This is a genomic window from Pseudoalteromonas rubra (genome assembly GCF_000238295.3).
Lineage (GTDB): Bacteria > Pseudomonadota > Gammaproteobacteria > Enterobacterales > Alteromonadaceae > Pseudoalteromonas > Pseudoalteromonas rubra.
Genome location: NZ_AHCD03000026.1, coordinates 1 through 25,607 on the forward strand (window position 1 = coordinate 1; position 25,607 = coordinate 25,607).

Genomic DNA, 25,607 nt, shown 5'->3' on the forward strand with positions numbered 1-25,607 from the left:
GACTATGTTAGTCACTCATAAGAAATTGAGACTCTAAATTTTTGTGCGTCATTCAGTAAACTGAATGACGCTGTTAGAACTCAATCTGTACGAGTGCCCACACAGATGATTGCTTCATATTTTTAAAGAACAGGTAAGAGTGTTTATCTATGAGGAGTAGGTAGTAAAGTGGTGGAGCTAAGCAGGATCGAACTGCTGACCTCCTGCGTGCAAGGCAGGCGCTCTCCCAGCTGAGCTATAGCCCCACATTACTAGGAATAACATTGTTTTGAACCGAGCTTCTTTTTGAGGCCAGGCATTAAGTGAGGACGTTTAGTGTTTTCTAAACGACGAGCTTAATAACGCAGCATCGGGAAGAAGTGGTGGGTCTGAGTAGACTTGAACTACCGACCTCACGCTTATCAGGCGTGCGCTCTAACCAGCTGAGCTACAGACCCAAACAATGTTTGTGTTCTCTAATTCTAATCAACAATCATCTGTGTGGACACTTCGAACAAATTAGTTCTAAGTCGATAAGGAGGTGATCCAGCCCCAGGTTCCCCTAGGGCTACCTTGTTACGACTTCACCCCAGTCATGAATCACTCCGTGGTGAACGCCCTCCCGAAGGTTAAGCTATCCACTTCTGGAGCAACCCACTCCCATGGTGTGACGGGCGGTGTGTACAAGGCCCGGGAACGTATTCACCGCGGCATTCTGATCCGCGATTACTAGCGATTCCGACTTCATGGAGTCGAGTTGCAGACTCCAATCCGGACTACGACATACTTTAAGTGATTCGCTTACTATCGCTAGTTCGCAGCACTCTGTATATGCCATTGTAGCACGTGTGTAGCCCTACACGTAAGGGCCATGATGACTTGACGTCGTCCCCACCTTCCTCCGGTTTATCACCGGCAGTCTCCTTAGAGTTCCCGACCGAATCGCTGGCAACTAAGGATAAGGGTTGCGCTCGTTGCGGGACTTAACCCAACATCTCACAACACGAGCTGACGACAGCCATGCAGCACCTGTATCAGAGTTCCCGAAGGCACCAAACCATCTCTGGTAAGTTCTCTGTATGTCAAGTGTAGGTAAGGTTCTTCGCGTTGCATCGAATTAAACCACATGCTCCACCGCTTGTGCGGGCCCCCGTCAATTCATTTGAGTTTTAACCTTGCGGCCGTACTCCCCAGGCGGTCTACTTAATGCGTTAGCTTTGGAAAAGTTGTCCGAAGACCCCAGCTCCTAGTAGACATCGTTTACGGCGTGGACTACCAGGGTATCTAATCCTGTTTGCTCCCCACGCTTTCGTACATGAGCGTCAGTGTTGACCCAGGTGGCTGCCTTCGCCATCGGTATTCCTTCAGATCTCTACGCATTTCACCGCTACACCTGAAATTCTACCACCCTCTATCACACTCTAGTTTGCCAGTTCGAAATGCAGTTCCCAGGTTAAGCCCGGGGCTTTCACATCTCGCTTAACAAACCGCCTGCGTACGCTTTACGCCCAGTAATTCCGATTAACGCTCGCACCCTCCGTATTACCGCGGCTGCTGGCACGGAGTTAGCCGGTGCTTCTTCTGTCAGTAACGTCACAGCTAGCAGGTATTAACTACTAACCTTTCCTCCTGACTGAAAGTGCTTTACAACCCGAAGGCCTTCTTCACACACGCGGCATGGCTGCATCAGGCTTGCGCCCATTGTGCAATATTCCCCACTGCTGCCTCCCGTAGGAGTCTGGACCGTGTCTCAGTTCCAGTGTGGCTGATCATCCTCTCAAACCAGCTAGGGATCGTCGCCTTGGTAAGCCGTTACCTTACCAACTAGCTAATCCCACTTGGGCCAATCTAAAGGCGAGAGCCGAAGCCCCCTTTGGTCCGTAGACATTATGCGGTATTAGCCATCGTTTCCAATGGTTGTCCCCCACCTCAAGGCATGTTCCCAAGCATTACTCACCCGTCCGCCGCTCGTCATCTTCTAGCAAGCTAGAAATGTTACCGCTCGACTTGCATGTGTTAGGCCTGCCGCCAGCGTTCAATCTGAGCCATGATCAAACTCTTCAATTAAAAGTTTTTTGTTCGAAGTAAACTTCAAACGCGCTCAATGAATTCTGTATAAATTGACTATGTTAGTCACTCATAAGAAATTGAGACTCTAAATTTTTGTGCGTCATTCAGTAAACTGAATGACGCTGTTAGAACTCAATCTGTACGAGTGCCCACACAGATGATTGCTTCATATTTTTAAAGAACAGTGCGATAACTTGTTATCGCTGCGCTGTTAGCGCTGAGGGCTGTGCATTCTAATCACTTCCCATTTTATGTCAACACTTAATTTTGAAAAATTTCAGAACCAAGTTTTATTTGACTCCCAACTCGCTGGCTCGTTGCTTTTCAGCGTTGTGCCCCGTGTCGGTGGATGCGCATTATAGGGAAATCGAAACCCAGCGCAACCCCTTTTTTGAAGAAAAGTGAGAAAAACAGCGCATCCGGACAAAATTACAGCAAAACGAGTGTTTTTTGACATTAAACACCTTAAATTGGCTGGCTTTTCGGTACGTTTTACGCAAAAAGGCCAGTCAGAGTATTCTGACTGGCCTTTTTAATCTGTTCTATTAGATTGCGATATGCTTAGAACTTATATTCGATACCGGCACCCAGGTAATCTTCTTCTACACCGTTGTCTTCATCAACACTTGAGTAGAATGCGTATAGTTTTGCCGCTTTGCTCAGCTTGTGGTCGATACCCACAGAAATGCCATCTACTTTATCGCCTTTATCAAAGTCAATAACCTGATACTGTAGCTTCAGGGTATTCGCGCCGAAACCATATGCCGCGTTTACCATGTAACCGTCAGCTTCATCAGATCCATCTACTTTCTCTTGCATCTGGTACATTGCACCCAGTTTGAAGTCTGCTACCTTACCTTGTACTGAAAAACGTACTGCGTCGTAGCCTTTTACTTCACTGTCTGTTGCAACTGCAGCGTAGAAGTTAGTGTTCTTCAGCTTTGCATCACCATAAGTCAGGGCTGCCGAGAAACCGTTTTCACCCTCAGTGCTGTCTTCTGCGATAAAAGTACCGAGCACTTTGAAACCATTGAAGCTGGCTGACTTATAAGAAATAGAGTCGCCCAGGCGGTTTTCACCTTTAAACAGATTCTTAATATCCGCTTCAAGGTCGTTGAACAGGTCAAGTTTACCTTGCGACTGTTTGAATGCTGTGTCATTGCGACCAATCACAACTTCACCGAAACCGCCTTTCAGGCCCACATACTGATTACGTGCTGTAATGTTGTCATCATCACCTTTAGAGTCAGCATCAGATACATCAACCTGAAACTCCAATTTGTAGATAACTTCCAGACCAGAGTCCAGCTTTTCTGAGCCCTTGAAACCAAAGCGTGATGCATTGCTCTTCACTTCTGTGAATGAGCCTTCACCTTCATCTGAACTTTGTACAGACAAATTCGCTTTACCATATACATCAACATCAGCGTAAGCGCTCGCAGACAAAGCACCGAAAACAGAAACAAATAATGCTGATTTGGATAATTTCATGTGTATTTCCTCAAGTATCGCAACACGTAATTTTTTAGACAGGCGCAGTCTGCCAGTGATACGTGACAGAAATATTACACTTAAAATAAAAGTGACATTTAACTGTCAGCCAACCATCATAAATAATTCAATAATCTGTAACCTAATCAGGTAAAGATGCCAAAAGACTGGCAATTGTCTCAATTTGTTCTATCTGCTCATTATCCTTGTGATAAGCAACATAGATCTCTCGCGCATTTTGCTCCACTGATTCAATATGAAATAGCTGCTTCTTCTCAATCGGTTCAACAGCCAGTGCACGGGGTATAAATGCTGAGCCACCACACTGCATGATCAAATCCAGCGCGATACGGCCCGTACTGGTTCTGAAATAAGGCGGTGTGCTGCCGTTAAACTGTTTCGCATGCCACAATGAAAAAGCCGTTCCCCAGTCAACGTAAACATATTGCTTGTCGAAAAAATCTTCATTAGTGGTTTGCGCCATTGTACTGACCGGGATGATAGCCAGATGCTTAATTTGCTTCACGACCAGTTCATCTACTTTAGGTGGATCAAATAGCACGGCAATATCGAGCGTTCGCTCCAATAACAAGCGAGTACTCTCCTGCTGCGCTTTAACCTCAGCCACCAGCGATACCCCAGGCATAGCCGCCACAATGTGGTTGATCCCAAACTGTAAAAAAGCGTCCCAAATATTCGGCGTGCCGGCCAGTGACACTTGTTTATGCATATTATTGGCAAGTGCGACGTCAACCTTGGCACGCTGCATCCCGGTGAGGATCATATTGGCATGAGGTAACAAACGTTCGCCCGGTGCAGTCAGTTGAATATTATTACGCTGGCGGATGAACAAATTAACGCCAAGGCTTTGTTCTAACTGGCGGATCCGAAAGCTGACAGCGGATTGAGTAATATATAGATTTTCCGCAGCGCGACCAAAATGACGCGTCTTAACAACTTCGACAAAAGTTTTTAATAGATCTAGGTCCACATACCCCCCTTACGATAAAAAAAACTCGTTTAATTATTTGTTCTCTATGGTCCATACTCCTGCCAAACAATGCTGAGGATTTCACCATGAATCAAAATTTAGCGACCTTGAAAGAAGCTTTTGTTACATCTAAACATTTCTATGATGATCTTAACTTTCCTCGAGGGTTTTCTCGCAGCGGACACTTCACTTTGCAGGAGTCTGATGTACTGGAAAACCATGGTGCACTACTAAAGAGCTTATACACCAAAGCTAGCCAGCCACAAAATGAATTTCAACGACAATTTGTCGAGGTCATGGAGGGACGACAAACACCAGACAATGTAATGGAAAAAACCTGGACTAAATACCTGAAACTCACCACCTGCAAAACCAAGTTCCATACTTTGTTTGGCCGCTCTAAGGTTGAGACAAATAAAGAAGAAGTCGAAGCCGTTGCCGTGGAGGCAGACGACGAAATGTAATGTATTACCGGGGGCCTGACTGCTTCAGTGCCCCCAACATCATTACGCAGCCGCGAGACGGCGCTGCGCTTTACCCGAACGGTAAGAATCAAAGCTAAACAGTGCCAGGGCAGACCAGATAAAGGCAAACGTTAACACCCGCTCAGCACTAAATACCTCGCCATAAAACACTACAGCCAGAATAAACATCAAACTTGGTCCAATATATTGAAAGAAGCCCAAAGTTGAATAGGGAATACGTTTTGCGGCAGCGGTGAAACACAATAAAGGTAAGGTCGTTACAACCCCCGCGCTAATCAACAACACATTAGTGACCCAGTCATTCAGCATCATATTGCTGGTTTCACTGGGTGTTAACCACCACCAGTAACCCAGTGCGATGGGCAGCAAAATAACGGCTTCAATCAACAAACCAGGCAAAGACTCAACTGCCATGGTCTTACGCAATAACCCATAAATCGCAAATGACCCGGCTAAAGAAAAGGCGATCACCGGAAACGAGCCAAAGCTAACCAATTGCAGTACTACCCCAACAACAGCCAGCGCAACCGCAAACTGCTGACGAGGCCGCAGGCGTTCTTGCAAAAACAGCATGCCCAACAGCACATTGAGTAAAGGGTTAATATAGTAGCCCAAACTTGCATCCAGCATATGGCCATTATTCACCGACCAGATGAACAAGCCCCAGTTAAACCCCAGCAATAAGGCCGTAACCGTCAGCATCAGCATGAGTTTTGGCTGACGCAGCACAGCAACCACTTTGTCCCAGTTAAGTTTTACGGCGATGATCAAGGCAATAAAGAGTACCGACCAGACCACACGGTGGATAAGAATTTCAAGCGCATCCACTTGATCCAACGATTTAAAATAGATGGGCGCCAACCCCCACATCAAAAATGCTAAAACGGCAAAGGTATACCCCTGCTTCGTTTCACTACTCGTTCCCATTCATTTCTCCCAAGCACAACATAATTGGTCTTCTGATTGTTCCCACAGATGCCAAGCGCGCAGTATACCGTAATCTGTACCTGCCCGTATGATTTTCCTGTGATCAAAAACAAAAGACTTCTGCTGCAAAACCCACTAAAATGCGCTCGATGGAAAATCTTGCAACTCACTCAATCGACACACCGCACGGCGTACTGAAAGAAGTTTTTGGCTACAGTGACTTTCGTGACGGGCAACTCGACGTCATTCAGGCCTGCCTGGACGGGCGCGATAGCTTGGTACTGCTACCAACCGGTGGCGGCAAATCTTTATGCTATCAGGTACCTGCGTTAATTTTGCCTGGCACCTGCGTGGTGGTCTCTCCGCTGATCTCTTTAATGCAAGACCAGGTTGCACAGCTACAGGCTCTGGGTATCTCGGCCGAGTTTATCAATAACAGCCTCGACCGGGCTCAGCAACAGGCCATCTACCAGCGCCTGCACCAGGGGGAAATCAAACTCCTGTATGTGGCGCCGGAAAAAATACTGCAATCCGAATTTATTGAGCGCCTGAGTCACCTCCAGCTGGGCTTGTTCGCCATCGATGAAGCGCACTGCGTATCACACTGGGGGCATGATTTCAGACCGCACTACTGTCGTCTGCATGAATTAAAGCATCGCTTTGCTTCAGTCCCTATGATGGCGCTGACCGCCACAGCCGATCTGGCCACCCGCAGTGACATTGTCACCCAGCTCGGATTGCAGACGCCTTTTATTCATACGGGCAGCTTCGACAGACCGAATATTCGTTACACCATCGAAGAGAAATTCAAGCCGTTATCTCAGCTGATGCGCTATCTGCGCACGCAAAAAGGGCAAAGCGGCATTGTATATTGCTCCAGCCGTAAACGTGTTGATGACATCGCCGAAAAACTGGTTGAAGCCGGCTTTAATGCTGCTGCTTACCACGCGGGGATGAGCAATGAGCAACGCCAGTTCGTACAAAATGCCTTTGCGCGTGATGACATTCAAATTGTGGTTGCAACGGTGGCATTCGGCATGGGGATCAATAAATCGAACGTGCGATATGTACTGCACTATGACATTCCCAAGAGTATCGAGGCGTATTACCAGGAAACAGGCCGTGCCGGCCGGGATGGCCTGGCAGCTGAAGCCATCATGTACTTCGACCCCGCAGACATTGGCCGGGTTAAGCGGTTTTTTGAAGACATTGAGGATGAGCACAGGCGCAGAGTCGAAGAGCAACGTTTTAGCTCAATGGCCAGCTTTGCCTCGGCACAAACCTGCCGACGCCAGATCCTGCTCAATTATTTCAGCGAATATCAACGCGAACCGTGCGGCAACTGCGACATCTGCCTGAACCCGCCAAAACGATTTGACGGCACTTTGGTTGCTCAGCAAGCCTTATCCTGTATTTACCGGGCAGAGCAGCGCTTTGGACTCGGTTATATTGTGGACGTGTTACGCGGCGCAAATACCGCACGGATCCGGGACAATCAACACCACACCCTGAGCACCTATGGAATTGGCAAAGAGCACAGCAACGAGTACTGGCTGAGTATTCTGCGACAGCTCATACACCATGGCCTGGTTGCACAAGACATTACCCAGGGCGCCGCACTGCGCCTGACCGAAGGTGCTCGTTCAGTATTACGTGGGGAATATGCCCTGCAACTGGCGCAACCACGACTTGAAGCTAAGCACGTTTACCAGGATAAACTGGCGCAGTTCAATTATGATAAAAAGCTGTTTGCCAAATTGCGCAGCCTGCGTAAAGAGCTGGCCGATCAGGATGATGTACCACCTTATGTGGTATTTAGTGATAAGACCCTGGCGGAAATGGCACAACTAACACCGACCAATGATAGCGAATTTTTGAAAGTGTCGGGAGTTGGTTTTACCAAGCTCAGTAAATACGGCGCACCTTTTATGCAGCTGATCCGTAATTACCTGGACACAGATTAACCCAACTGCTTAAGTGGAGCCACAGTGACAACGCGCATCGATCATTTACCAGATCAGAACCACATTCTTGTAACCCCCAGCTCGCTCCCTGAGGCAGATGAGTTTGAGCTCTGGGGGCAAATTTTCTTGCACCTGGATGGCCTTACCTTACTGGAATTTCATCAGGGTGCTGACCGCCATCAATGGCGTTTCAATTATGCAGGACACCCCTACAACCTCAACTTTGAGCACTATAGTGAGAGTATCTGGATCGCGCCGGAAGGCCTTGGTGCCACTGAACATTTGCCGAACCTGGTAACATTATTGCGGTTAAATTTACAACAATAATATAGACTTAGTTGAGCAGCTATGGCTAACATAGGCCATAATTAAAAGCACGTTAATTAACGACAGGCTGTTCTATGGGTTGGGTTGTTCGCACTTCAATACTAGCAGTATTCACATCGATGGTAACCACGTCAGTGCAAGTTGCTGCCAGTACGCCATCAGGCGTTTCCGAACATTGCAGTAACAACCGTCCCACTATGCCCGAGGACGATAACCTCCACCGCCAGTTAGATAGCACCGACACCTTACCCGATTTACTCAATGCCTCTGTGGTCAGCATTGAGCTCAGGCAATTAAATGTCTTTGATACCTCTTTGCCGGAGGAAGACAATGCCGTATTTCGCTTTGCAAATCGGGCGCACGTCAAAACGAAACCTGAGGTGATCCGCAATTTATTGCTGTTTACCCAAGGGGGTGAATATGACCCCAAATTGCTGCGAGAGTCAGAGCGACTATTGCGCCAACAGCCCTATATCTATGATGCCAGGATCTTTGCCGAACAAACTTGCGAGGGCGAGGTGGCGGTCACAGTCATTACACGCGACCTCTGGACCTTGCTACCCGATATCAGCTTCAGCCGCAGCGGCGGCGATAATTCAAGCCGTCTTGGCTTTCGTGAGTCCAACTTGCTGGGCTATGGTAAACGCCTGTCACTGACGCATATTTCCGACCCGGATCGCAGTGGCTATTTATTTGTTTATGATGACCCCCAAATTCTGTCGAGCCGTTACCGGGGACGCCTTGAATACGCAGACAACGATGATGGAAAAGTACATTACGTCGGCGTTGAATACCCGTTTTTTTCAATCTCCACACCTTATAGTTACGGTATCAGTAACTTAAGTAATCGTCGGGTTGAGTCATTGTACAACTTGGGTGAAGAGATCTCGGAGTATCAACAACTCAGTGAAATATCCAACCTCTACATTGGCCGCGCCTTTGCACTCGACAACGACTGGACGCGTCGGCTTTTACTCGGATATCAGGATGAAAAGCAAGAATTTACCCGCCTTCGCGGTACCACTTTACCCATTGCTGAAAACCGGACGCTACGCTACCCCTATATTCAGGCACAGTGGTTCGAAGATGCCTATATTAAGGTCCGTAATTTTGATTCTATCTATCGCACTGAGGATTTAAATTTAGGCTGGAATATCAATGCCCAGCTTGGCTATTCAGACAGTGGGCTCAGTGATGATGACAGCCGCTGGCTGCTGGCATTCAATGCCAACAAAGCCCACTTCACCTCTGCAGACAGTTTGCTTCGATTTGCCTTTAACTTACATGGTTACTGGAACAAACGTCAGGATCAGGCTGAAAACCTGCTGCTCAGTTCACGACTGCAATATTATCTCAATACCAGCATACGCCAGTCCTGGTATGCCCAGCTTGAAGTACAATATGGTAAACACCTCAGTGCCGATAAACAGATCACGCTGGGTGGAGAAACCGGTTTGCGGGGTTATCCCAGCAATTACCTGCAAGGCAACCGGCGGATCCTGCTTAACCTTGAGAAGCGTTATTACTGGGAATATGATTTACTGCACCTGTTTAAAGTGGGTGGTGCTGCCTACTTTGATATTGGCCGCGTTGATGGCCGCCCGATACCACCGCCATTGCCAGGCAGCCTCGACGAGCCGAACACTCTAACGGACCTACAACAACACGCGTTAACACATCAAATTCAGGGCCAGTTTCTAAAAAACATCGGTGTTGGACTGCGGCTTGCTCCCAGTCGGGCCAACTCGGGACTGGTGCTGCATCTGGACGTCGCGGCGCCCCTTGATGGCCCGGACAACATCGACTCAGTACAGTGGCTATTTACCGTTAAAAACCGCTTTTAAACAGCTGAATTTCCCTGATATCATCGCGCTTTATTGATATTTAAATAGGTCTGCCACGTGCCTGAAGCAATTACGACATTCCTGCTCACTGAGTACAAACTGATCGTCACACTGCTGTTCGTTTTCCTGTTTCCTTTGTTGCTCAAACTGGCTATCAAAATACTCCATCGTATCACCCGGGGTAAAATCGATCTGCACCGTCAACAACGGGCTGAGCTACTGCTCAAAGGGCTGGTTGGTACTGTATTGTTATGCCTGTTACTGGTGTTCTGGGGGATCGAGTTGCGCGGTTTATTAGTGCTGGGCTCCTCTCTATTCGCCATGCTCGGCGTTGCCCTGTTTGCCGCCTGGTCTTTGCTCAGCAACCTGACCGCTTTTTTAATCATGTTTGTGCAAAATGACTTTCGCCTTGGCAACTGGGTCAGAGTAATAGATGGCGCCAATGCCATCGAAGGCTGTATTGTCGAAATGGGACTGATGAATGTAGTGTTACGTCATGTCGACGGCCATAAAGTGGTCTATCCCAACAATCTGTTCGTCACGCGTCCAGTCTGGGTGTTGACCGAAGCGCCGGCCAAACCGAAAAACATCACTGAGCGACGGGTGCTAGGTCCTAAAAAATAACCAAAACTGCGATTGTCATATAATAGTGACATAACGCATGATATACGAAGGTATCTCAAAGTGAACAAGGAAGGAACGATGAAGTCACACAAACGGTATGCCATTATGATTGCGGGCGTACTACTCTTATCAGGCTGTAAAAGTCTGGTTCAAAAAGGAGACAAGTTGTATGAGGCCGGCATGTATGATCAATCTGCCGAATTCTACGAACAAGCCCTCGCAGAGGATCCCCAGGATGTGGAGGCACGTCAGCGGCTCACCCTGGCACGCAATAAAATCATCGACCGTGGACTCATTGACGTGCGCATGTTACGTCTGTCTGGCAACCATACCGGCGCGGCACTCAAGCTAGAGGGCTTACTGCGTAACCAGGTAAGCTGGCATATAGAACCCGTCGGGCCCATGGCTGAAACCCAAAATGAAGAGCTGCAATATGCAACCAGCTGGCTCAGGCAAGAAGCTTTGTCACTGTCGCGCTCAGCCTTTCCGGATCCATTTCGATATTTTGAAATGCGTTATGCATTTTTAATTGCCAATGCCAGACTGGGCAACACCTTTGCGCAATATCAGGCGCAGTTGCAAGTCAATGCAGAGCGCCAGTGTGAAAAACTCAGCGCATCACAGAGCAAAGATCGCCTGTTCTTACAGCGCTTTTATCGCAAATATTGCCAGGCCTGGAATATCCCCAGCCAGCCTGCTAAACAAGTGACTGCCCGGGCCTTATATTCCGAGATCCGCATAGCACCAAAGCTCACCGTGCAGCTGCACGACACAAGCACACAAAAGCAACGCCTTCAGACTGTCTTATCTCAGCTAAATGACGCTTTTCGGGACAGCTTATGGTATCACCCTCAAGGTGAGGGGACCTTCACGCTCAACGTCCATGCCACGTTCAAACACAGCCGCACTACCAAGCTGGTGAACAGGCAAAAGCACTACACGCTGGAACAACCACAGCCTGATCCGAACGAGCCGGGCTCTTTTATTGACGTTGAGGTAGCGCAAACCTATCAGTATCCGGTCACTGAATTCACAGAACATTACAGTCTGGATATGATGTATCTTGGCCGCCTGGGTGGAAAACACATAGAGCATAAAGTGGACGATAGTCAGGTGCATCATACGCAAAGCCATTATGCAGACTTCCCCGATTTAGATTTGGAGCCACAACAAGCCCAATTTCTGGATGTCGGCACGCATTTAGAGAAACAGCTCACAGAGCTAAACGCTCAGTTTGTCGCAGATCTGGATCGCGTGTGGCTGCAAACCTATTGCGAAGACCAACTCGGTGCAGCCGATGGCGAATATGTACTGCGCTGCGCCAAGCTTGCACCGCAACATGATTACGTCAATAACTGGTTTAATCAGCACTTTGGACTAAGTTACCAGGCGATGTCGAGTCTCTACTCGCTTTAGCCTTTATCTGCAGGACTGGAATAAAGCTGCTGTGGCGCTGCCAGCGGTTCGCCGTTAACAAAAAATACCGAAGGTGAGTTTTTGCCACACAGCTTCCAGGCCAGCAACTTAGTGATCAACCGCAGCACCATCACCTTTTGTGAGCGTGTGCCTTTGAGCTCATCTGGTAAACGACCCAGCGCACCGCGACAATAGACACTCCCCGAAGTCGGACCCACTAAAATATCGAGCGGCTCGCGCACAAAGCTATGTATGATCCCGACCATGGGCCAAAAGGGGCTAAAACAATTGCCAACCGGAGTGTGACAACATTGAGTGTACCAGCGGTAAACGCCGCCCTTGGTCAGCTGCAAGCAGGCTAGCTGCTCACGCCCCGTTAAGATACTTACGTGCGCCGGTGGCACCTGATAAATATCCGTTCCGCCAAAGTCGTTGAGGGAGTCAGCCTGTTCCAGGTGATGCAGATACGCACGACAATCCTGACAATAGCAAGTCAGGCGATTCCCTTGCCAGTGTGGGTGTGCTGCAATGCGCCCGGTAACCTGACCACACTGACAACCCAGTTTGAACCCTTCAACCATCATGCCTGATCTCACTTTTCTATCCTCACCTAAATTTCCCTGTACATAGACAGCCTCTCCTATCGGGCATACATTGTAGAACAAACCGATTGGGAACACAGCACTTGGCGAGATCCCGACTTCATGCTAACTTCTCGCTCAGTTTAGACTAACAGGAAGCATTTTATGCCTAAAGCCAGTGAAATAAAAAAACACGCCGCGATTGATTATAATGGTCGCGTAATGATCGTCCGAGATATTGAGCGCTCTGTACCGCAAGGTCGTGCTGGCGGCAGTTTATACCGTATGCGTATGTACGATGTCGTCAATGGCGGAAAAGTCGATGAAACCTTTAAAGCCGAGGAAATGCTGCAACTGGCCGATTTAACACGTCGCCCGGCAATGCTTTCTTACATTGATGGTGATGAATACGTGTTCATGGATGAAGAGGACTATACCCCTTATCACATCCATAAAGACTCGATTGCTGAGCAAGTTCTGTTCATCAACGAAGAAACCAAAGGCCTGCTGATCGTTGTCGTAGAAGGCACGCCAGTATCATTGGATCTGCCTTCAAGCGTTGAGCTGGTGATCGAAGAAACCGCACCCTCTATCAAAGGCGCATCAGCCAGTGCCCGTACTAAGCCGGCCACATTAACCACAGGCTTAGTCGTACAGGTACCTGAGCACATTTCCAGCGGTGATAAAATTAAAATCAACACCGCAGAATCTAAGTTCATGAGCCGCGCAGACAGCTAAGTTAATGGTGCCCGCCGGACACAGGCGGGCATCCCTTTGATGTGTTTAAAGTTCAACCTATTTATGAGATACCATAGCCGTTTTGTGCAAAAATCGGTAATATAGCCCACAATAACTCACTAATCGGACACGTTTGTGGTCATACTCGGGTGCTTCAGCACCAAGTTGATAGATGGAATTAAACACGGATGAAGACAAGTAAGCTGAGTATCAGGCTATTATGGTATATCACCCCCTTGGTGATATTGCCGCTGCTACTGCTCGGCGGCTTTACACTGACCAATGTCACCAGCTCTACCCAAAAGCAGGCAAAACTTATTGTCAGTCGCTTCGTTGAACAACAACAGCAAAAAATGTTCAACTACATGGAAATCTATCAATCCACGACCAAACTGTTGTCTACCTCCCCGGTACTCAGTGATTTTTTAAGCCTGCCAGAAGACGAAGCTCAGGAAAAAACACAACGTCTGGGTGCACTCATGGATGTGTTTGCCAGTTACAGCGAAGCCTATCCGGATATCATTAGTATCAACCTGGTTAATGAACATGGCCAGAGTCATGCCTTTTATGCCAGCAACCTGAACCGGGCACCTCAGTCCTATCCCTTTTTTGCCCAGGTCCGACAGAGCAACTTACGTCAACAGCAGTTTATGCAAGCGTCACATAATGGCGGCACACAGCTGTATTTCGTGCAGCAGATTTATGGGGTGGATTTCAACCTAAACCGGCCTCAGCGTGAGGGCTACATTATTGTTCAGGTTGCCCCGTCAATCATCAGCAGTAGTATTCTGGAAGCCCCCTATGACAACACATTGAATCTGCTGGTGTCAGCTTCGGGCGAAGTGTTATTCAGCTCCGACAGTCATTTTAATCAGAGCTTTTTGAGCGCTGAGGAAATGGCACAGATCAATGGCCTGGCAGATAAAGGAAAGCTGGACTCTTTAGTGCTACCGTCCATTGATAACCTGCGGCGCATGACCTACAGCGCGCAGCTCAGTGGCGGTTATTATTATATCTCCACCATTCCTAAAACAATTTTATATCAGTCAGGTAAAGCGATCAGTCTGACAACGGCCCTGATTGTTATCCTGTCTGTCATTACACTCCCCATTCTGATCTTCATTGTGGTGAGAAACTTACTGCTGACCCCCATAGAACTGCTCGGGGAAGCCAGCCACCGTGTTGGGGATGGCGACTTATCGGTTGCGCTACCCGCCCATGATGATGACGAAGTTGGCATTTTGTTTGATGACTTTAATCATATGATCAAACAGATCCGCGATTTCCAGGGGGAGCTGGAAGACTACAAACTGCATCTGGAAGAAAAAGTCGAAAACCGCACCCGGGCGCTGGAAGAAATGAATCAACAACTGGAGCTAGCGATTGCCGAAGCCGAACAAGCCAGCCAGCTGAAAAGCCGTTTCCTGGCCAATATGAGCCACGAGATACGCACACCGTTAACCGCAATTATGGGCTTTACCGAGCAAATACTGCATTACCCCAATGCCACCAACTCAGCGCTGCACCTGGATACCATTTTGCGCAACTCCAGACACTTACTGGAATTAATTAATAACATTCTCGACTTGTCCAAGATTGAAGCTGAGAAGCTGGCGGTTGAACAAGACCCCATAGAATTACTCCACTTACTGAAAGACGTAGAGTCCATTATTGCTCCCATGGCTGAACAAAAGCAGCTGGATTTCACCGTTCAGTATGCCTTACCTTTGCCTCAGCAACTCTTCAGTGATGAAACCCGCCTCAAACAGATCCTGCTTAACATCGCGACAAATGCGGTTAAGTTTACTGAAACAGGCAGTATTCAGATCAGTGCCCGTTACCGCTCAGACACAGCCCGATTTGAATTTGAAGTCAAAGACAGTGGTATTGGTATGTCACAGGGCGAGATGTCTCGTGTGTTTAAACCCTTTGAACAAGCGGACTCCACCACTACTCGACGGTTCGGAGGCACAGGCCTGGGATTATGTATCTCGAAAAACCTGGCTCAACTGTTAGGTGGAGACGTCAGCGTAGAAAGTGCGCAGGGCGTCGGCAGTTGCTTTAACATTAGCGTTGCAGCCAACCATCCGACGCAAGATTTTGCCTGGATTGACGATGAAGACCAGCTGGCACACGACCATGTAGTAGCAGCCCAGCAATTGGATCAAACCCAGCTGGAGGCCGAAATTCTGCTCGCCGAAGATAACCCGGATAACCAGGAGCTGCTGACCTTACTCCTCGGAGCCTGGGGACTCAAACCGGATATTGCCAGTAATGGCGCACAAGCCGTAGAGATGGCACTGGTCAACGATTACGATTTAATCCTGATGGACATGCAAATGCCAGTCATGGGTGGTCTGGAAGCCACTGAAATGCTCCGTCATGCCGCTTATGATGGCCCTATCATTGCGCTGACAGCCAATGTTATGAAACATGACATTGATACCTACCTGGCTGCCGGGTGTGATGCAACACTTGCCAAACCCATTGACCGTGAAAAGCTCGGTGCAGTCCTGCTTAACTACTTACAGCTGGAAGAGGACAAAAACTCCCAGTGGAATTCACTTTTAAAAAGTGAAAAGTACTTACAGATCAGTCGCAACTACGTGGAAAAACTGCCCGACCAACTCATTCAGCTGGAACAGCTGTTTGGGGATCAGGAATGGGAATCACTCAGAGCCTTGGCGCACAGTCTCAAAGGCAGCGCGGGGTGTTTTGGCTTTACCAACATTCACAGTGCCGCCGGCGATTTGGAAACCTGCCTGCGAGAAGACAACCCAACAAAGTGGGAATATGCCATGCTGACGCTGACACAGGCTATCAGGTATACGTTGGAACAGGAACACGCCTGACTCTGACGAGTCAGTTTTGCAAGCAAATGTACTTAATGATCCATGAGTTCAGGGTCAAACAGCACTTTCCCCATCAACAACGCATCCTCTTTGCCATCCGCGCTAGGATAGTAGTTTTTACGCACACCCATCTCAGTAAAACCCGCCTTGTGATATAAGCCAATGGCAGCTTCATTGCCGACGCGCACTTCTAAAAAGATATTCTCGGCACGGTCTTGCTCACAGCGTGCCATGAAATGCGCCAACAACTGACTGGCGAGGCCCTGCCCCTGACAAGCAGGCGTGATACAGATGTCCATCAGCGTGAAGTCCGGACCCGCTCGCTCACCCACATAAAAGCCAACCAGCTGCTCATCCCGATACAGGGCCGCATTGAAGTAACGACCACTCAAACACGACTGCATGGTCTTGCTGGTCCAGGGGTGCGTATGGCAGGCCTGTTCAATATCCATAACCTGCTGCAATGGCAAAGCAGCAAGGTGATCAGGTCTGATAGAGGTGGTCATGATTGCCCACTCCAGATTTGCTGCCACAATGCCCGCTTTTGCGTCGCACTTAGCTGCGTATCCGGTATAACCAGGTGTGCCTGCTGTGCGTGGCACGTCCAGCTGATGGTATCGCCTGCAACGACAGTAAGTTCGCTGGCATTGGCTGCTGCACAGATATCCTGTTGCAACCGCACGCTGAGCGTCAGGCCAACATCGGCTTGCTCCACAGGCTGAGACACAGGCGCACCAGGCTGTGGGTTGGGATCAAAAGCAGATTTGAGTTTAAGTGGCATTACACCAAGTAACTGAGCCTGAGCTGCATGCATGCAAAAATACCGGAAAAATTAAATGCTGAGGATTCTAGAATATGCGTGCAACGACTGCAATCTGAATTGTGTTAAATAAGGGAATTACTAAGGAATAAATAAAGAAGTGGCAGGGGCGGCAGGACTCGAACCCGCAACCATCGGTTTTGGAGACCGCTGTTCTACCAATTGGAACTACGCCCCTGCAATGTCGACGCATTATAATGAGCTAATTGAAAAGGTAAAGAAAAAAAATCAACTTTCTGATTGTTTGCTGCTTTTATCAACAAAAAGGGCGAGTAGTGACCCTATTCACCCAGTTTTAGCTTAAAAACGACACACTTAGTGTGGCATCCAGCTTACATGCCGCGACCATCATAGAGAATGGCATCAGAGAAAACGCCATCTGAATGTCGTCTTTCCTCGTAATCTCGCAAGAGATCGCAATAGGCATCATCCAGGTTGCAGTTTGCTCTTAAAAGTCTCAGCTCTAAATTCGGATGCGTATCTCCCATGTCATGAAAGGCACAAGGGGCGTTCAATGCACTGCACGCAAAATTATCAATGATCCGTTTGCCCTGCAAATCAAACGAGAGAAATCCCAATGCTAACTGGATATCCATAGCGATCTGCCTGCGCTGCCAACTGCCTCCTTCACCCAAATGCGATTTGAGTAACTCTGAAGCAAAATTATCTGCATCTTGCTCTCGATGTTTCTGCACATTCTCGTCACGATTATAATAGTCAGTGTCAACAGACGCTGCGCGACCAGCATGCCCCCGGTCAAGATGGCCAAGTTCATGCAGGATAAAATAGCTCAATATTTCGCTACCTCTTCTTTGTGCTGTGCCAGCGGCCTGAGTATCCAGCCATTGCAAAAAAACCTGTGGCTGGATTACAACACAGGCACACCCACTCAGAACAAACATCATATCAGTAGGGCTATGAGCCAAGTTAGTATCATTAACCCAGAGTATCGCAACACCATCCGCTTGCAACTGCGTGTCAAACAGATACAAATTAAGCTGCTTTTGGGGGGGAATTAGCTGATTCAATTTATCAATAGACAGCTCGATCAGGCTTCTTTCTTCCCGGGTTAACTCAAGCCCATAATACTCAACAGGATCAAACGGCTTAGAGCAAGCAAGCGCCAACATCATAGTTAAACACAGTACAATCGTTTTCCCCATCACCGCTGCGCCTCAAGACGAAGTTTATCCAATAAGTTACTCTGCTCAATGGGATCATTCGATTCCAATATTGCTTTACGTGTGGATATTAAGAGCGTTAAAAGCCTGTCCGCCTTTTGATATGAAGCGGTTTTTTGCTCCTGTATAGGACTATTAAGTACAACACAGACCGCATTGATTGCCGCGACCCAGCCTATCAATTTAACGTACCGTTGAGGTCTGTTACCGGTTCCTACACCCAACGGAGCATCTGATACATGAGGACTTTGATCATCCGACACATTAAGCGCCTGACTGTCTGTTGCATTGGGATTCTGATTGTCCGATAAACTCTGAGCCTGACCCGAAAGACCTGCCAGAAAAGCAATAATAGCCGAACATAAGATAGTAACCCAGGCCAGCAATTTATCTGCTGTACTATAGCGATTCCCCCAGGCGTTGCTTTGCAGCATATGCTCACGGATCTGGTCAAACACCTGATCCAACTCCGCTTTTGACACAGCAACCGTACTCATAGCAGCTGAATCTATTCCCAGCACACCTGGCATACTGCGCACCAGTTCACCATGATAGAGAGTTAAAGCGATTGATATCACCAACCAGACACCTAATAGTCCGGCTACTACTTTTAGATACTGCATTTCATAGACCTCCCAGTACATTGAACAATCAGCTCACTCTGTATCTTTGCACATATTAGAGCACAACAACGTCTTACCAGTTTCGTTGTTCCGACGTTAACCTGTCAGGTTAGTGAATCATTCACGTCATCTAGATGGGTAACAACACATTCAGCGACCTGCCTTAGTGCCGCTGGCTGATTGCTACAGAGAGGTTTTTTAGAGGTAAAAAAACCCACTTTTTACAGTGGGTTCTTTTTATTCATAGATGATATGTCTACCGATCTGGCGGGAATTATTCCCACTCAATCGTCGCAGGTGGTTTACCTGAGATGTCATATACTACGCGAGAAATGCCGTCGATTTCGTTGATGATACGGTTTGACACCTGACCCAGGAACTCATATGGCAGGTGTGACCAACGCGCCGTCATAAAGTCGATGGTTTCTACACAACGCAGAGAGACAACCCAGTCGTACTTACGCGCATCACCCATAACGCCTACTGAACGCACCGGTAGGAACACAGTGAAAGCCTGTGACACTTTGTGATACAGGTCGGCTTTATGCAACTCTTCGATGAAGATAGCATCGGCACGACGCAGCAGGTCGCAGTATTCTTTCTTGATCTCGCCCAGCACACGTACACCCAGACCTGGACCCGGGAACGGGTGGCGATATAGCATGTCATACGGCAAGCCCAGCTCCAGACCAATCTTACGTACTTCATCTTTAAACAGCTCACGCAGCGGCTCCACCAGACCCAGCTCCATGTCTTCCGGCAAACCACCTACATTGTGGTGAGACTTAATCACATGTGCTTTACCTGTGGCTGATGCCGCAGATTCGATCACGTCCGGATAGATGGTGCCCTGTGCCAGCCATTTTGCGTTAACACGTTTGCCGGCTTCTTCGTCGAATACTTCAATGAAAGTATGGCCAATCGCCTTACGCTTGTCTTCCGGATCATCAATGCCTTTCAGTGCATCCAGGAAGCGATCTTCAGCATCCACCTTGACAATGTTCAGGCCAAATTTATCACCGAACATATCCATGACCTGCTGGCCTTCATTCAAACGAAGCAGACCATTGTCAACGAATACACATGTCAGCTTGTCGCCAATAGCACGGTTGATCAACATCGCCACCACAGATGAATCAACACCCCCTGACAGACCCAGGATAACTTCATCGTCACCCACTTGCTCTTTAATACGAGCAACCGCATCTTCAATAATCTGGCTCGGCGTCCAGAGCTTTTCACAGCCACAGATATCCGTCGCAAAACGCTCAAGCAGGCGCAGACCCTGTTGCGTGTGTGTTACTTCCGGGTGGAACTGCACACCGTAGAAACGTTTTTCTTCCCAAGACATAGCAGCGTGCGGGCACGTGTCTGTTTTTGCAGACGTAATAAACTGCTCTGGGATCTCGATGACCTTGTCACCGTGGCTCATCCATACGTCCAGTTTGCCAATACCGTCTTCGATGTGGTCTTCAATCGCTTCGAACAAGGCACAGTTACCGACTTTTTCAACTTTCGCGTAACCAAACTCTTTCTTATCTGAGCTGTGTACCTTACCACCCAGCTGTGACGCCATCGTTTGCATGCCGTAACAAATCCCAAGCACAGGCACACCTGCGTTGAACACATATTCTGGAGCGCGGGGGCTGCCTTCTAAAGTCGTTGACTCAGGACCACCAGACAGAATGATACCCTGCGGGTTAAATTCGCGGATCTGCTCCTCGGTTACATCCCAGGCCCATAGCTCACAGTAAACGCCGATCTCACGGATGCGGCGGGCGATCAATTGAGTGTATTGAGAACCAAAATCTAAGATCAAAATACGGGAATCATGGATGTCTTTGCTCATTGATAATCTCGTTTGTTAGGAAGCGATAAAACTAGTAAAGCATAAGAAAAATACTTTACCTAAATGGCCGGGCAAGTTTGCCTGCCCAACGCATTGTATTTGATTATTTGTATCCGCCAGATAAAGGCAGACACTAAAATTAAGAAGGGCCGGCAACCGCCAGCCCACTTTTAGCCCGCCGGGATTAGCCCATGCGGTAGTTTGGAGCCTCTTTGGTGATCTGTACGTCGTGGACGTGCGACTCACCCATACCCGCCGAAGTCACGCGGACAAACTGCGGTTTAGTGTTCAGTTCCAAAATAGTGGCACATCCTGTCAGGCCCATGGCACTGCGGATCCCGCCCACTTGCTGATGAATAATGGTGGCGATTGGGCCTTTGTAAGCCACACGGCCTTCAATGCCTTCTGGTACCAGTTTTTCAGCTGAGTTACTCTTCTGGAAGTAACGGTCTGATGAGCCTTCTTTTTGGTTCATCGCGCCCAGTGACCCCATACCACGGTATGACTTGTAGTAACGGCCCTGATACAGTTCAACTTCACCTGGTGCTTCTTCAGTACCGGCCAGCATTGATCCCACCATGACACACGATGCGCCAGCAACCAGTGCTTTAACAATGTCACCTGAGAAGCGAATACCACCATCAGCGATAACCGGAATGTCACGCCCTTTCAGACCATCAACGGCATCTGAAATTGCTGTGATTTGAGGAACACCACACCCTGTTACAATACGTGTAGTACAGATTGAACCTGGACCAATGCCCACTTTAACAGCATCTACACCAGCGTCAGCCAATGCGATTGCGCCGTCAGCTGTTGCTACGTTACCCGCCACAATTTGCAGATCCGGATACGCTTCACGGGTTGCCTTAACACGGTCGATAACCCCCTGAGAATGGCCATGTGACGTATCGATAAGTAGTACATCCACACCCGCAGCAACCAAAGCTTCAATGCGCTCGTCGGTACCTGCGCCTACGCCCACAGCAGCACCTACGCGAAGGCGGCCTTGCTCGTCTTTACAGGCATTTGGCTTTTCTTGCGCTTTTTGGTAATCCTTAACCGTGATCATACCTTTCAGTTTGAAAGCATCATCAACGACTAAGATTTTTTCAATGCGGTGCTCGTGCATCAGGCCCAGGATCTCTTCACGTGATGCGCCTTCTTTTACCGTTACCAGATCCGCTTTTTGTGTCATCACAGATGAAACAGGTTGATCTAGTTTGGTCTCGAAACGCATGTCACGGCTGGTGATAATGCCTTCCAGCAGGTTGTTCTCACCCACCACAGGGAAACCTGAAAAACCGTTTTCTTCAGCCAGTGCCAGTGTATCAGCAATGGTTTTGTCCGCGGTCACAGTCACAGGGAAAGAAACAATCCCCGCTTCGTACGCTTTTACTTTACGTACATTGCGCGCTTGTTCTTCAATGGTCATGTTCTTATGGATGAATCCGATGCCACCTTCCTGTGCAAGAGCAATTGCAAGGCGTGCTTCAGTTACTGTGTCCATAGAGGCAGAAACTAATGGCAAATTAAGTTCAATACCACGAGTCAGGCGTGTTTTTAAGTTCGCAGTGTGTGGTAGAACAGTCGAATGAGCTGGTACTAAAAGTACGTCGTCAAAGGTAAGGGCTTCTTTTGCAATTCTTAGCATGTGTGCGGCATCTCTCAAGTGAAACTGAGTATAAGGAATTGCGTGCGCATTTTATCAGCGTTCCTTATGCGAGTAAATAAAATTTAGCAAAAATATGTTAGAGTGTGCGTGAATTTTTTATGGAGCTGAGTATGTCGTTGCCACAACAAGAAAAAGTTTATTCGGTCTCACGCCTGAATCGTGAGATCCGCAGTTTGCTGGAACAGGGGTTCGCTTCTTTACAGCTGACCGGCGAGATCTCTAACTTTGTTGCGCCGGCATCCGGGCACTGGTACTTCTCTTTAAAAGATGACAAAGCGCAGGTAAAAGCCGCCATGTGGCGCGGCAACAACCGCTACTGCCGCTACCGACCACAAAACGGTGAGCAGGTATTGGTCCAGGCTCGCGTATCCGTGTATGAACCCCGCGGTGACTATCAGATCATCGTTGAACACATGGCACCGGCAGGCGAAGGCTTATTAAAGCAGCAGTTCGATGCCCTCAAACTACGCCTGGCGGGTGAAGGCTTGTTCAGCAGCCAGCATAAGCAACCATTGCCTGCACGTATAAACCGGGTGGGTGTCGTGACCTCACCAACCGGGGCCGCAGTCAGAGACATTTTGTCAGTTCTGAAACGTCGCGCCCCCCAGCTAGAAGTGGTGATCTATCCGACTCAAGTGCAGGGTCAGGAGGCCCACCTGCAAATTGCCGCACAAATCGCCCTCGCCAATCGCCGTAATGAAGTGGATGTGTTGATCGTCGGCCGTGGTGGTGGTTCGCTCGAAGATCTTTGGTGCTTTAATGAAGAAACTGTGGCCAGAGCAGTATTTGCCAGCCAGCTGCCGGTGATCAGTGCCGTCGGCCATGAAATCGACACCACCATCAGCGATTATGTAGCCGATCTGCGTGCCCCCACCCCTTCCGCTGCTGCAGAACTGGTCAGCCCCGATGGGGCAGAGATTTTGGCTCAATTACGTCAACAAAAACAGCGTCTTGAAGGTGCCATGCAGCGTTACCTGGCTCAGCAAGCGCAGCAATTGCACAATGCACATCAGCGCCTGTTGCTGCAACACCCGCAAACGCAGCTAATGCAACAGGCACAAAAAGTAGATGAATTGAGTGGCCGCCTGCACCGGGCAATTAGCCACCAGCAGCACCGTGCACAAAGCCGGGTTTCACTGGCACAACACCGCTTACAACAATTCCACCCACAGCAAAAGCTGCGTTATGCCAGCCAACACCTTGATGGATTGAAAGACAAGCTCACACGTGCGATGCAAACATCGCAACAGCAACACCAGCAACAACTCGCTTTACTGGCAGCCAGACTCGATAGCGTCAGCCCATTGGCGGTATTGTCTCGTGGCTACAGCATTACCAAATCAGGTGAGCAAGTCGTCAAATCAACCCAGGATGTGGCCGTTGGTGACGTGCTGATGACGGAGTTGCATGATGGTCGCGTACAGACACAAGTGCTAAAGCTTCACCCCCACACTGACAACAAAGAGAACGATTAATACTCTGTGTTCAATTGACGGATGCTTTTTGTGCTCAAATGCACTTGCATCCCTTGCGCAGTTTGCTGCGCCGAGCTGACCTTAAAGTGTGTTATCCAGGGGCTGTTGAAGAGGCTGTCGTTAAGGCGCTGCCATTGCATGGCATCTACGTCCTGGCTGCGCGGTACAAAACTTAACTGACACACATGGCGCTTACAACCGTAGCTGGCGTATGCGAAGTAAGTACTTAAGTCACTGGTATAAAGAAAATCACCGAGCTGTAACTCAAGTTCGCCGGCCCACACAGGGTCACGAGCTTCCGTGCGAAAAATATCCGCCAGTTGACGATTGATGTTGCTAGACGATGCCGTTTGCTGATGCTGTGTCGGTGACTCAGACACCGAGTCGACACGTGCCTGAGCCTGCGCCAGCTCCCCTTGTAACTGCTGAACCTGTTGCTGCAATGCAATGAGTTCAGCCTTGTCTTGCGCATTGTCGGGGGATTCTCTGTAAGAGAGCGTATCTGGCAAAGAGGAAGATGTCTGTTGAATCCGGGGCGAATCGGGCTCCACGTATTCTGTCAGTGGAGCAGAGATAGGGGTTGCAGCCCACCAGGTCAGCGGTGCAGCAATCGCCGCCCCCAATAGCATCCAGCACACTTTCTGGCCTAGGTTATCCATCTGCCCCGCCCTGAAGTCGATCAGATGCTAGAGCATCGCGCTGGTGTGAGATTCGTTACGGGCAATCAAATCTTCATCAAGAAAGTTCTGATCCATGGATTCGGCCGGGCAGGCACAAGGCGGATTACCCACAACCTTGGCAGGCACACCGACCACCGTTGTATGTGGATCGACTGCTTTAAGGACCACGGAGCCTGCACCTATGCGTGCCCCCTCGCCCACTTCGATGTTGCCCAGTACTTTTGCCCCAGCACCTATCAATACGCCTGCGCGTATTTTAGGGTGACGGTCGCCTTGCTCATTACCGGTTCCCCCTAAGGTTACCGACTGCAAGATTGAGACGTTGTTTTCTATAACGGCTGTTTCACCTATGACTATACCAGTCGCATGGTCAAACATAATGCCATGGCCGACTTTACAAGCAGGATGGATATCAACACCAAATACTTCGGATGAACGACTTTGGACAAAACGGGCGAGCTCTTTTCTGTCTTGTCGCCATAAGCAATGTGCGAGTCGGTGTGCTTGTATTGCATGGAAGCCCTTAAGGTTTGAAATAACGTTAAGGTAACTATCGGCCGCCGGGTCACGATCTTTAACGGCTTTTATATCATGCGCCACATGAGTCAACATACGATCACAATCCACAAAGGCCTGATCAAACAATTCACGAATAGTAAATGCCGATACCACGGCGTCTGCCAGCTTGTTGGCAACAATAAAGCTCAATGCTGCGCCCAGACAATCATGATTTAAAATACTTGAGTAAACATGGCTGGCGAGCAGCGGCTCGCGGTCTACTAATTCGGTTGCTTCCTGACGAAGCTTTTGCCAGATCTCGTGTCTCATAAACTGCACTATTTCAATTATTCCAAGGCCTTTTTCTATCTTACCCTGCAAATGCGTAAATTAGCAGTGATAGTCAAATGCTTCTTGCATCAATTTGTTATTAATTATAACCCGAAACAGCGAATTGGGGATGGATGAAAGGCAGGCGGATCACAGATCCGCCTGAGCAAGCAAGGAGTCCCGATGG

21 protein-coding genes, 3 tRNA genes and 1 rRNA gene are annotated in these 25,607 nt (G+C 48.7%); 9 read left to right on the forward strand and 16 right to left on the reverse strand.

Features of this window, described 5'->3' with window-relative positions; genetic code table 11:
- Positions 1-169: 169 nt before the first annotated feature.
- The 5 genes from PRUB_RS02660 to PRUB_RS02680 all read right to left on the reverse strand — a co-directional run bounded on the left by PRUB_RS02660 (position 170) and on the right by PRUB_RS02680 (position 4,531).
- Positions 170-245 (reverse strand) — tRNA-Ala (locus PRUB_RS02660).
- A gap of 115 nt (positions 246-360) precedes the next feature.
- A tRNA-Ile gene (locus PRUB_RS02665) sits at positions 361-437 on the reverse strand.
- A gap of 76 nt (positions 438-513) precedes the next feature.
- Positions 514-2,046, reverse strand: a 16S ribosomal RNA gene (locus PRUB_RS02670).
- A gap of 564 nt (positions 2,047-2,610) precedes the next feature.
- A complete protein-coding gene (locus tag PRUB_RS02675) occupies positions 2,611-3,540 on the reverse strand; it encodes a porin (protein ID WP_010383413.1) in 930 nt (309 codons plus the stop codon).
- Positions 3,541-3,682: 142 nt separating this feature from the next.
- Entirely contained in the window at positions 3,683-4,531 is an 849-nt protein-coding gene (locus tag PRUB_RS02680; RefSeq protein ID WP_010383414.1) for a LysR family transcriptional regulator, read from the reverse strand.
- A gap of 86 nt (positions 4,532-4,617) precedes the next feature.
- Here PRUB_RS02680 and PRUB_RS02685 point away from each other — a divergent pair, with 86 nt between their 5' ends.
- Positions 4,618-4,995, forward strand: coding sequence for a MaoP family protein (locus tag PRUB_RS02685; RefSeq protein ID WP_010383415.1), 378 nt, complete (start codon positions 4,618-4,620; stop codon positions 4,993-4,995).
- A 42-nt stretch (positions 4,996-5,037) separates the two neighbouring features.
- Here PRUB_RS02685 and rarD read toward each other — a convergent pair whose 3' ends face one another.
- Positions 5,038-5,943, reverse strand: a complete 906-nt coding sequence (gene rarD / locus PRUB_RS02690) for an EamA family transporter RarD (RefSeq protein WP_010383416.1) — start codon at positions 5,941-5,943, stop codon at positions 5,038-5,040.
- A gap of 149 nt (positions 5,944-6,092) precedes the next feature.
- Between rarD and recQ the strand changes: the two genes are divergently transcribed.
- From recQ to PRUB_RS02715, 5 genes are all read left to right on the forward strand, one after another.
- A complete protein-coding gene (recQ, locus tag PRUB_RS02695; RefSeq protein ID WP_010383417.1) occupies positions 6,093-7,907 on the forward strand; it encodes a DNA helicase RecQ in 1,815 nt (604 codons plus the stop codon).
- A 24-nt stretch (positions 7,908-7,931) separates the two neighbouring features.
- Positions 7,932-8,234, forward strand: a complete 303-nt coding sequence (locus PRUB_RS02700; RefSeq protein WP_010383419.1) for a DUF3630 family protein — start codon at positions 7,932-7,934, stop codon at positions 8,232-8,234.
- 119 nt (positions 8,235-8,353) lie between these two features.
- Positions 8,354-10,078 (forward strand): BamA/TamA family outer membrane protein, encoded by a 1,725-nt coding sequence (locus PRUB_RS02705; protein ID WP_010383421.1) that lies wholly within the window; start codon positions 8,354-8,356, stop codon positions 10,076-10,078.
- Between the two features lie 57 nt (positions 10,079-10,135).
- A complete protein-coding gene (locus tag PRUB_RS02710; protein ID WP_010383422.1) occupies positions 10,136-10,702 on the forward strand; it encodes a mechanosensitive ion channel domain-containing protein in 567 nt (188 codons plus the stop codon).
- A gap of 78 nt (positions 10,703-10,780) precedes the next feature.
- A complete protein-coding gene (locus tag PRUB_RS02715) occupies positions 10,781-12,118 on the forward strand; it encodes an outer membrane protein assembly factor BamD (protein WP_010383423.1) in 1,338 nt (445 codons plus the stop codon).
- On the opposite strand, the gene PRUB_RS02720 is transcribed toward PRUB_RS02715, so the two are convergent.
- A complete protein-coding gene (locus PRUB_RS02720) occupies positions 12,115-12,714 on the reverse strand; it encodes a DUF6151 family protein (RefSeq protein WP_155946222.1) in 600 nt (199 codons plus the stop codon). The two genes, PRUB_RS02715 and PRUB_RS02720, sit on opposite strands and share 4 nt — an antisense overlap.
- A 150-nt stretch (positions 12,715-12,864) precedes the next feature.
- Here PRUB_RS02720 and efpL point away from each other — a divergent pair, with 150 nt between their 5' ends.
- Both efpL and PRUB_RS02730 read left to right on the forward strand, forming a co-directional pair.
- Entirely contained in the window at positions 12,865-13,437 is a 573-nt protein-coding gene (efpL, locus tag PRUB_RS02725) for an elongation factor P-like protein EfpL (protein WP_010383425.1), read from the forward strand.
- Positions 13,438-13,625: 188 nt separating this feature from the next.
- On the forward strand, positions 13,626-16,289 hold the full coding sequence (locus tag PRUB_RS02730) for an ATP-binding protein (RefSeq protein WP_010383426.1): 2,664 nt from the start codon (positions 13,626-13,628) through the stop codon (positions 16,287-16,289).
- A 32-nt stretch (positions 16,290-16,321) separates the two neighbouring features.
- On the opposite strand, the gene rimI is transcribed toward PRUB_RS02730, so the two are convergent.
- The 7 genes from rimI to guaB all read right to left on the reverse strand — a co-directional run bounded on the left by rimI (position 16,322) and on the right by guaB (position 22,416).
- Positions 16,322-16,795 carry a ribosomal protein S18-alanine N-acetyltransferase gene (gene rimI, locus PRUB_RS02735; RefSeq protein WP_010383427.1) on the reverse strand — a complete coding sequence of 158 codons (474 nt, stop codon included), beginning with the start codon at positions 16,793-16,795 and terminating at the stop codon, positions 16,322-16,324.
- Positions 16,792-17,103 (reverse strand): hypothetical protein, encoded by a 312-nt coding sequence (locus PRUB_RS02740; protein ID WP_010383428.1) that lies wholly within the window; start codon positions 17,101-17,103, stop codon positions 16,792-16,794. The genes rimI and PRUB_RS02740 overlap by 4 nt, the downstream gene beginning before the upstream one ends.
- A gap of 107 nt (positions 17,104-17,210) precedes the next feature.
- Positions 17,211-17,287: transfer RNA gene (locus tag PRUB_RS02745), tRNA-Trp, on the reverse strand.
- A 154-nt stretch (positions 17,288-17,441) separates the two neighbouring features.
- A complete protein-coding gene (locus tag PRUB_RS02750) occupies positions 17,442-18,272 on the reverse strand; it encodes a hypothetical protein (protein WP_010383430.1) in 831 nt (276 codons plus the stop codon).
- A complete protein-coding gene (locus PRUB_RS02755; RefSeq protein WP_010383431.1) occupies positions 18,272-18,913 on the reverse strand; it encodes a hypothetical protein in 642 nt (213 codons plus the stop codon). Before PRUB_RS02755 ends, PRUB_RS02750 begins: the two co-directional genes overlap by 1 nt.
- A 274-nt stretch (positions 18,914-19,187) precedes the next feature.
- Entirely contained in the window at positions 19,188-20,762 is a 1,575-nt protein-coding gene (gene guaA, locus PRUB_RS02760) for a glutamine-hydrolyzing GMP synthase (protein WP_010383432.1), read from the reverse strand.
- 184 nt (positions 20,763-20,946) lie between these two features.
- The gene (gene guaB / locus PRUB_RS02765) at positions 20,947-22,416 is read right to left on the reverse strand and encodes an IMP dehydrogenase (protein ID WP_010383433.1); all 1,470 of its coding nucleotides are present in this window, start codon (positions 22,414-22,416) and stop codon (positions 20,947-20,949) included.
- Positions 22,417-22,547: 131 nt separating this feature from the next.
- Here guaB and xseA point away from each other — a divergent pair, with 131 nt between their 5' ends.
- Positions 22,548-23,912, forward strand: a complete 1,365-nt coding sequence (gene xseA, locus PRUB_RS02770) for an exodeoxyribonuclease VII large subunit (protein ID WP_010383434.1) — start codon at positions 22,548-22,550, stop codon at positions 23,910-23,912.
- On the opposite strand, the gene PRUB_RS02775 is transcribed toward xseA, so the two are convergent.
- Together PRUB_RS02775 and cysE are read right to left on the reverse strand one after the other, a co-directional pair.
- Positions 23,909-24,571, reverse strand: coding sequence for a hypothetical protein (locus tag PRUB_RS02775; protein WP_010383435.1), 663 nt, complete (start codon positions 24,569-24,571; stop codon positions 23,909-23,911). The genes xseA and PRUB_RS02775 overlap by 4 nt on opposite strands.
- Positions 24,572-24,598: 27 nt before the next feature.
- On the reverse strand, positions 24,599-25,420 hold the full coding sequence (gene cysE, locus PRUB_RS02780) for a serine O-acetyltransferase (protein WP_021032726.1): 822 nt from the start codon (positions 25,418-25,420) through the stop codon (positions 24,599-24,601).
- Between the last annotated feature and the right edge of the window lie 187 nt (positions 25,421-25,607).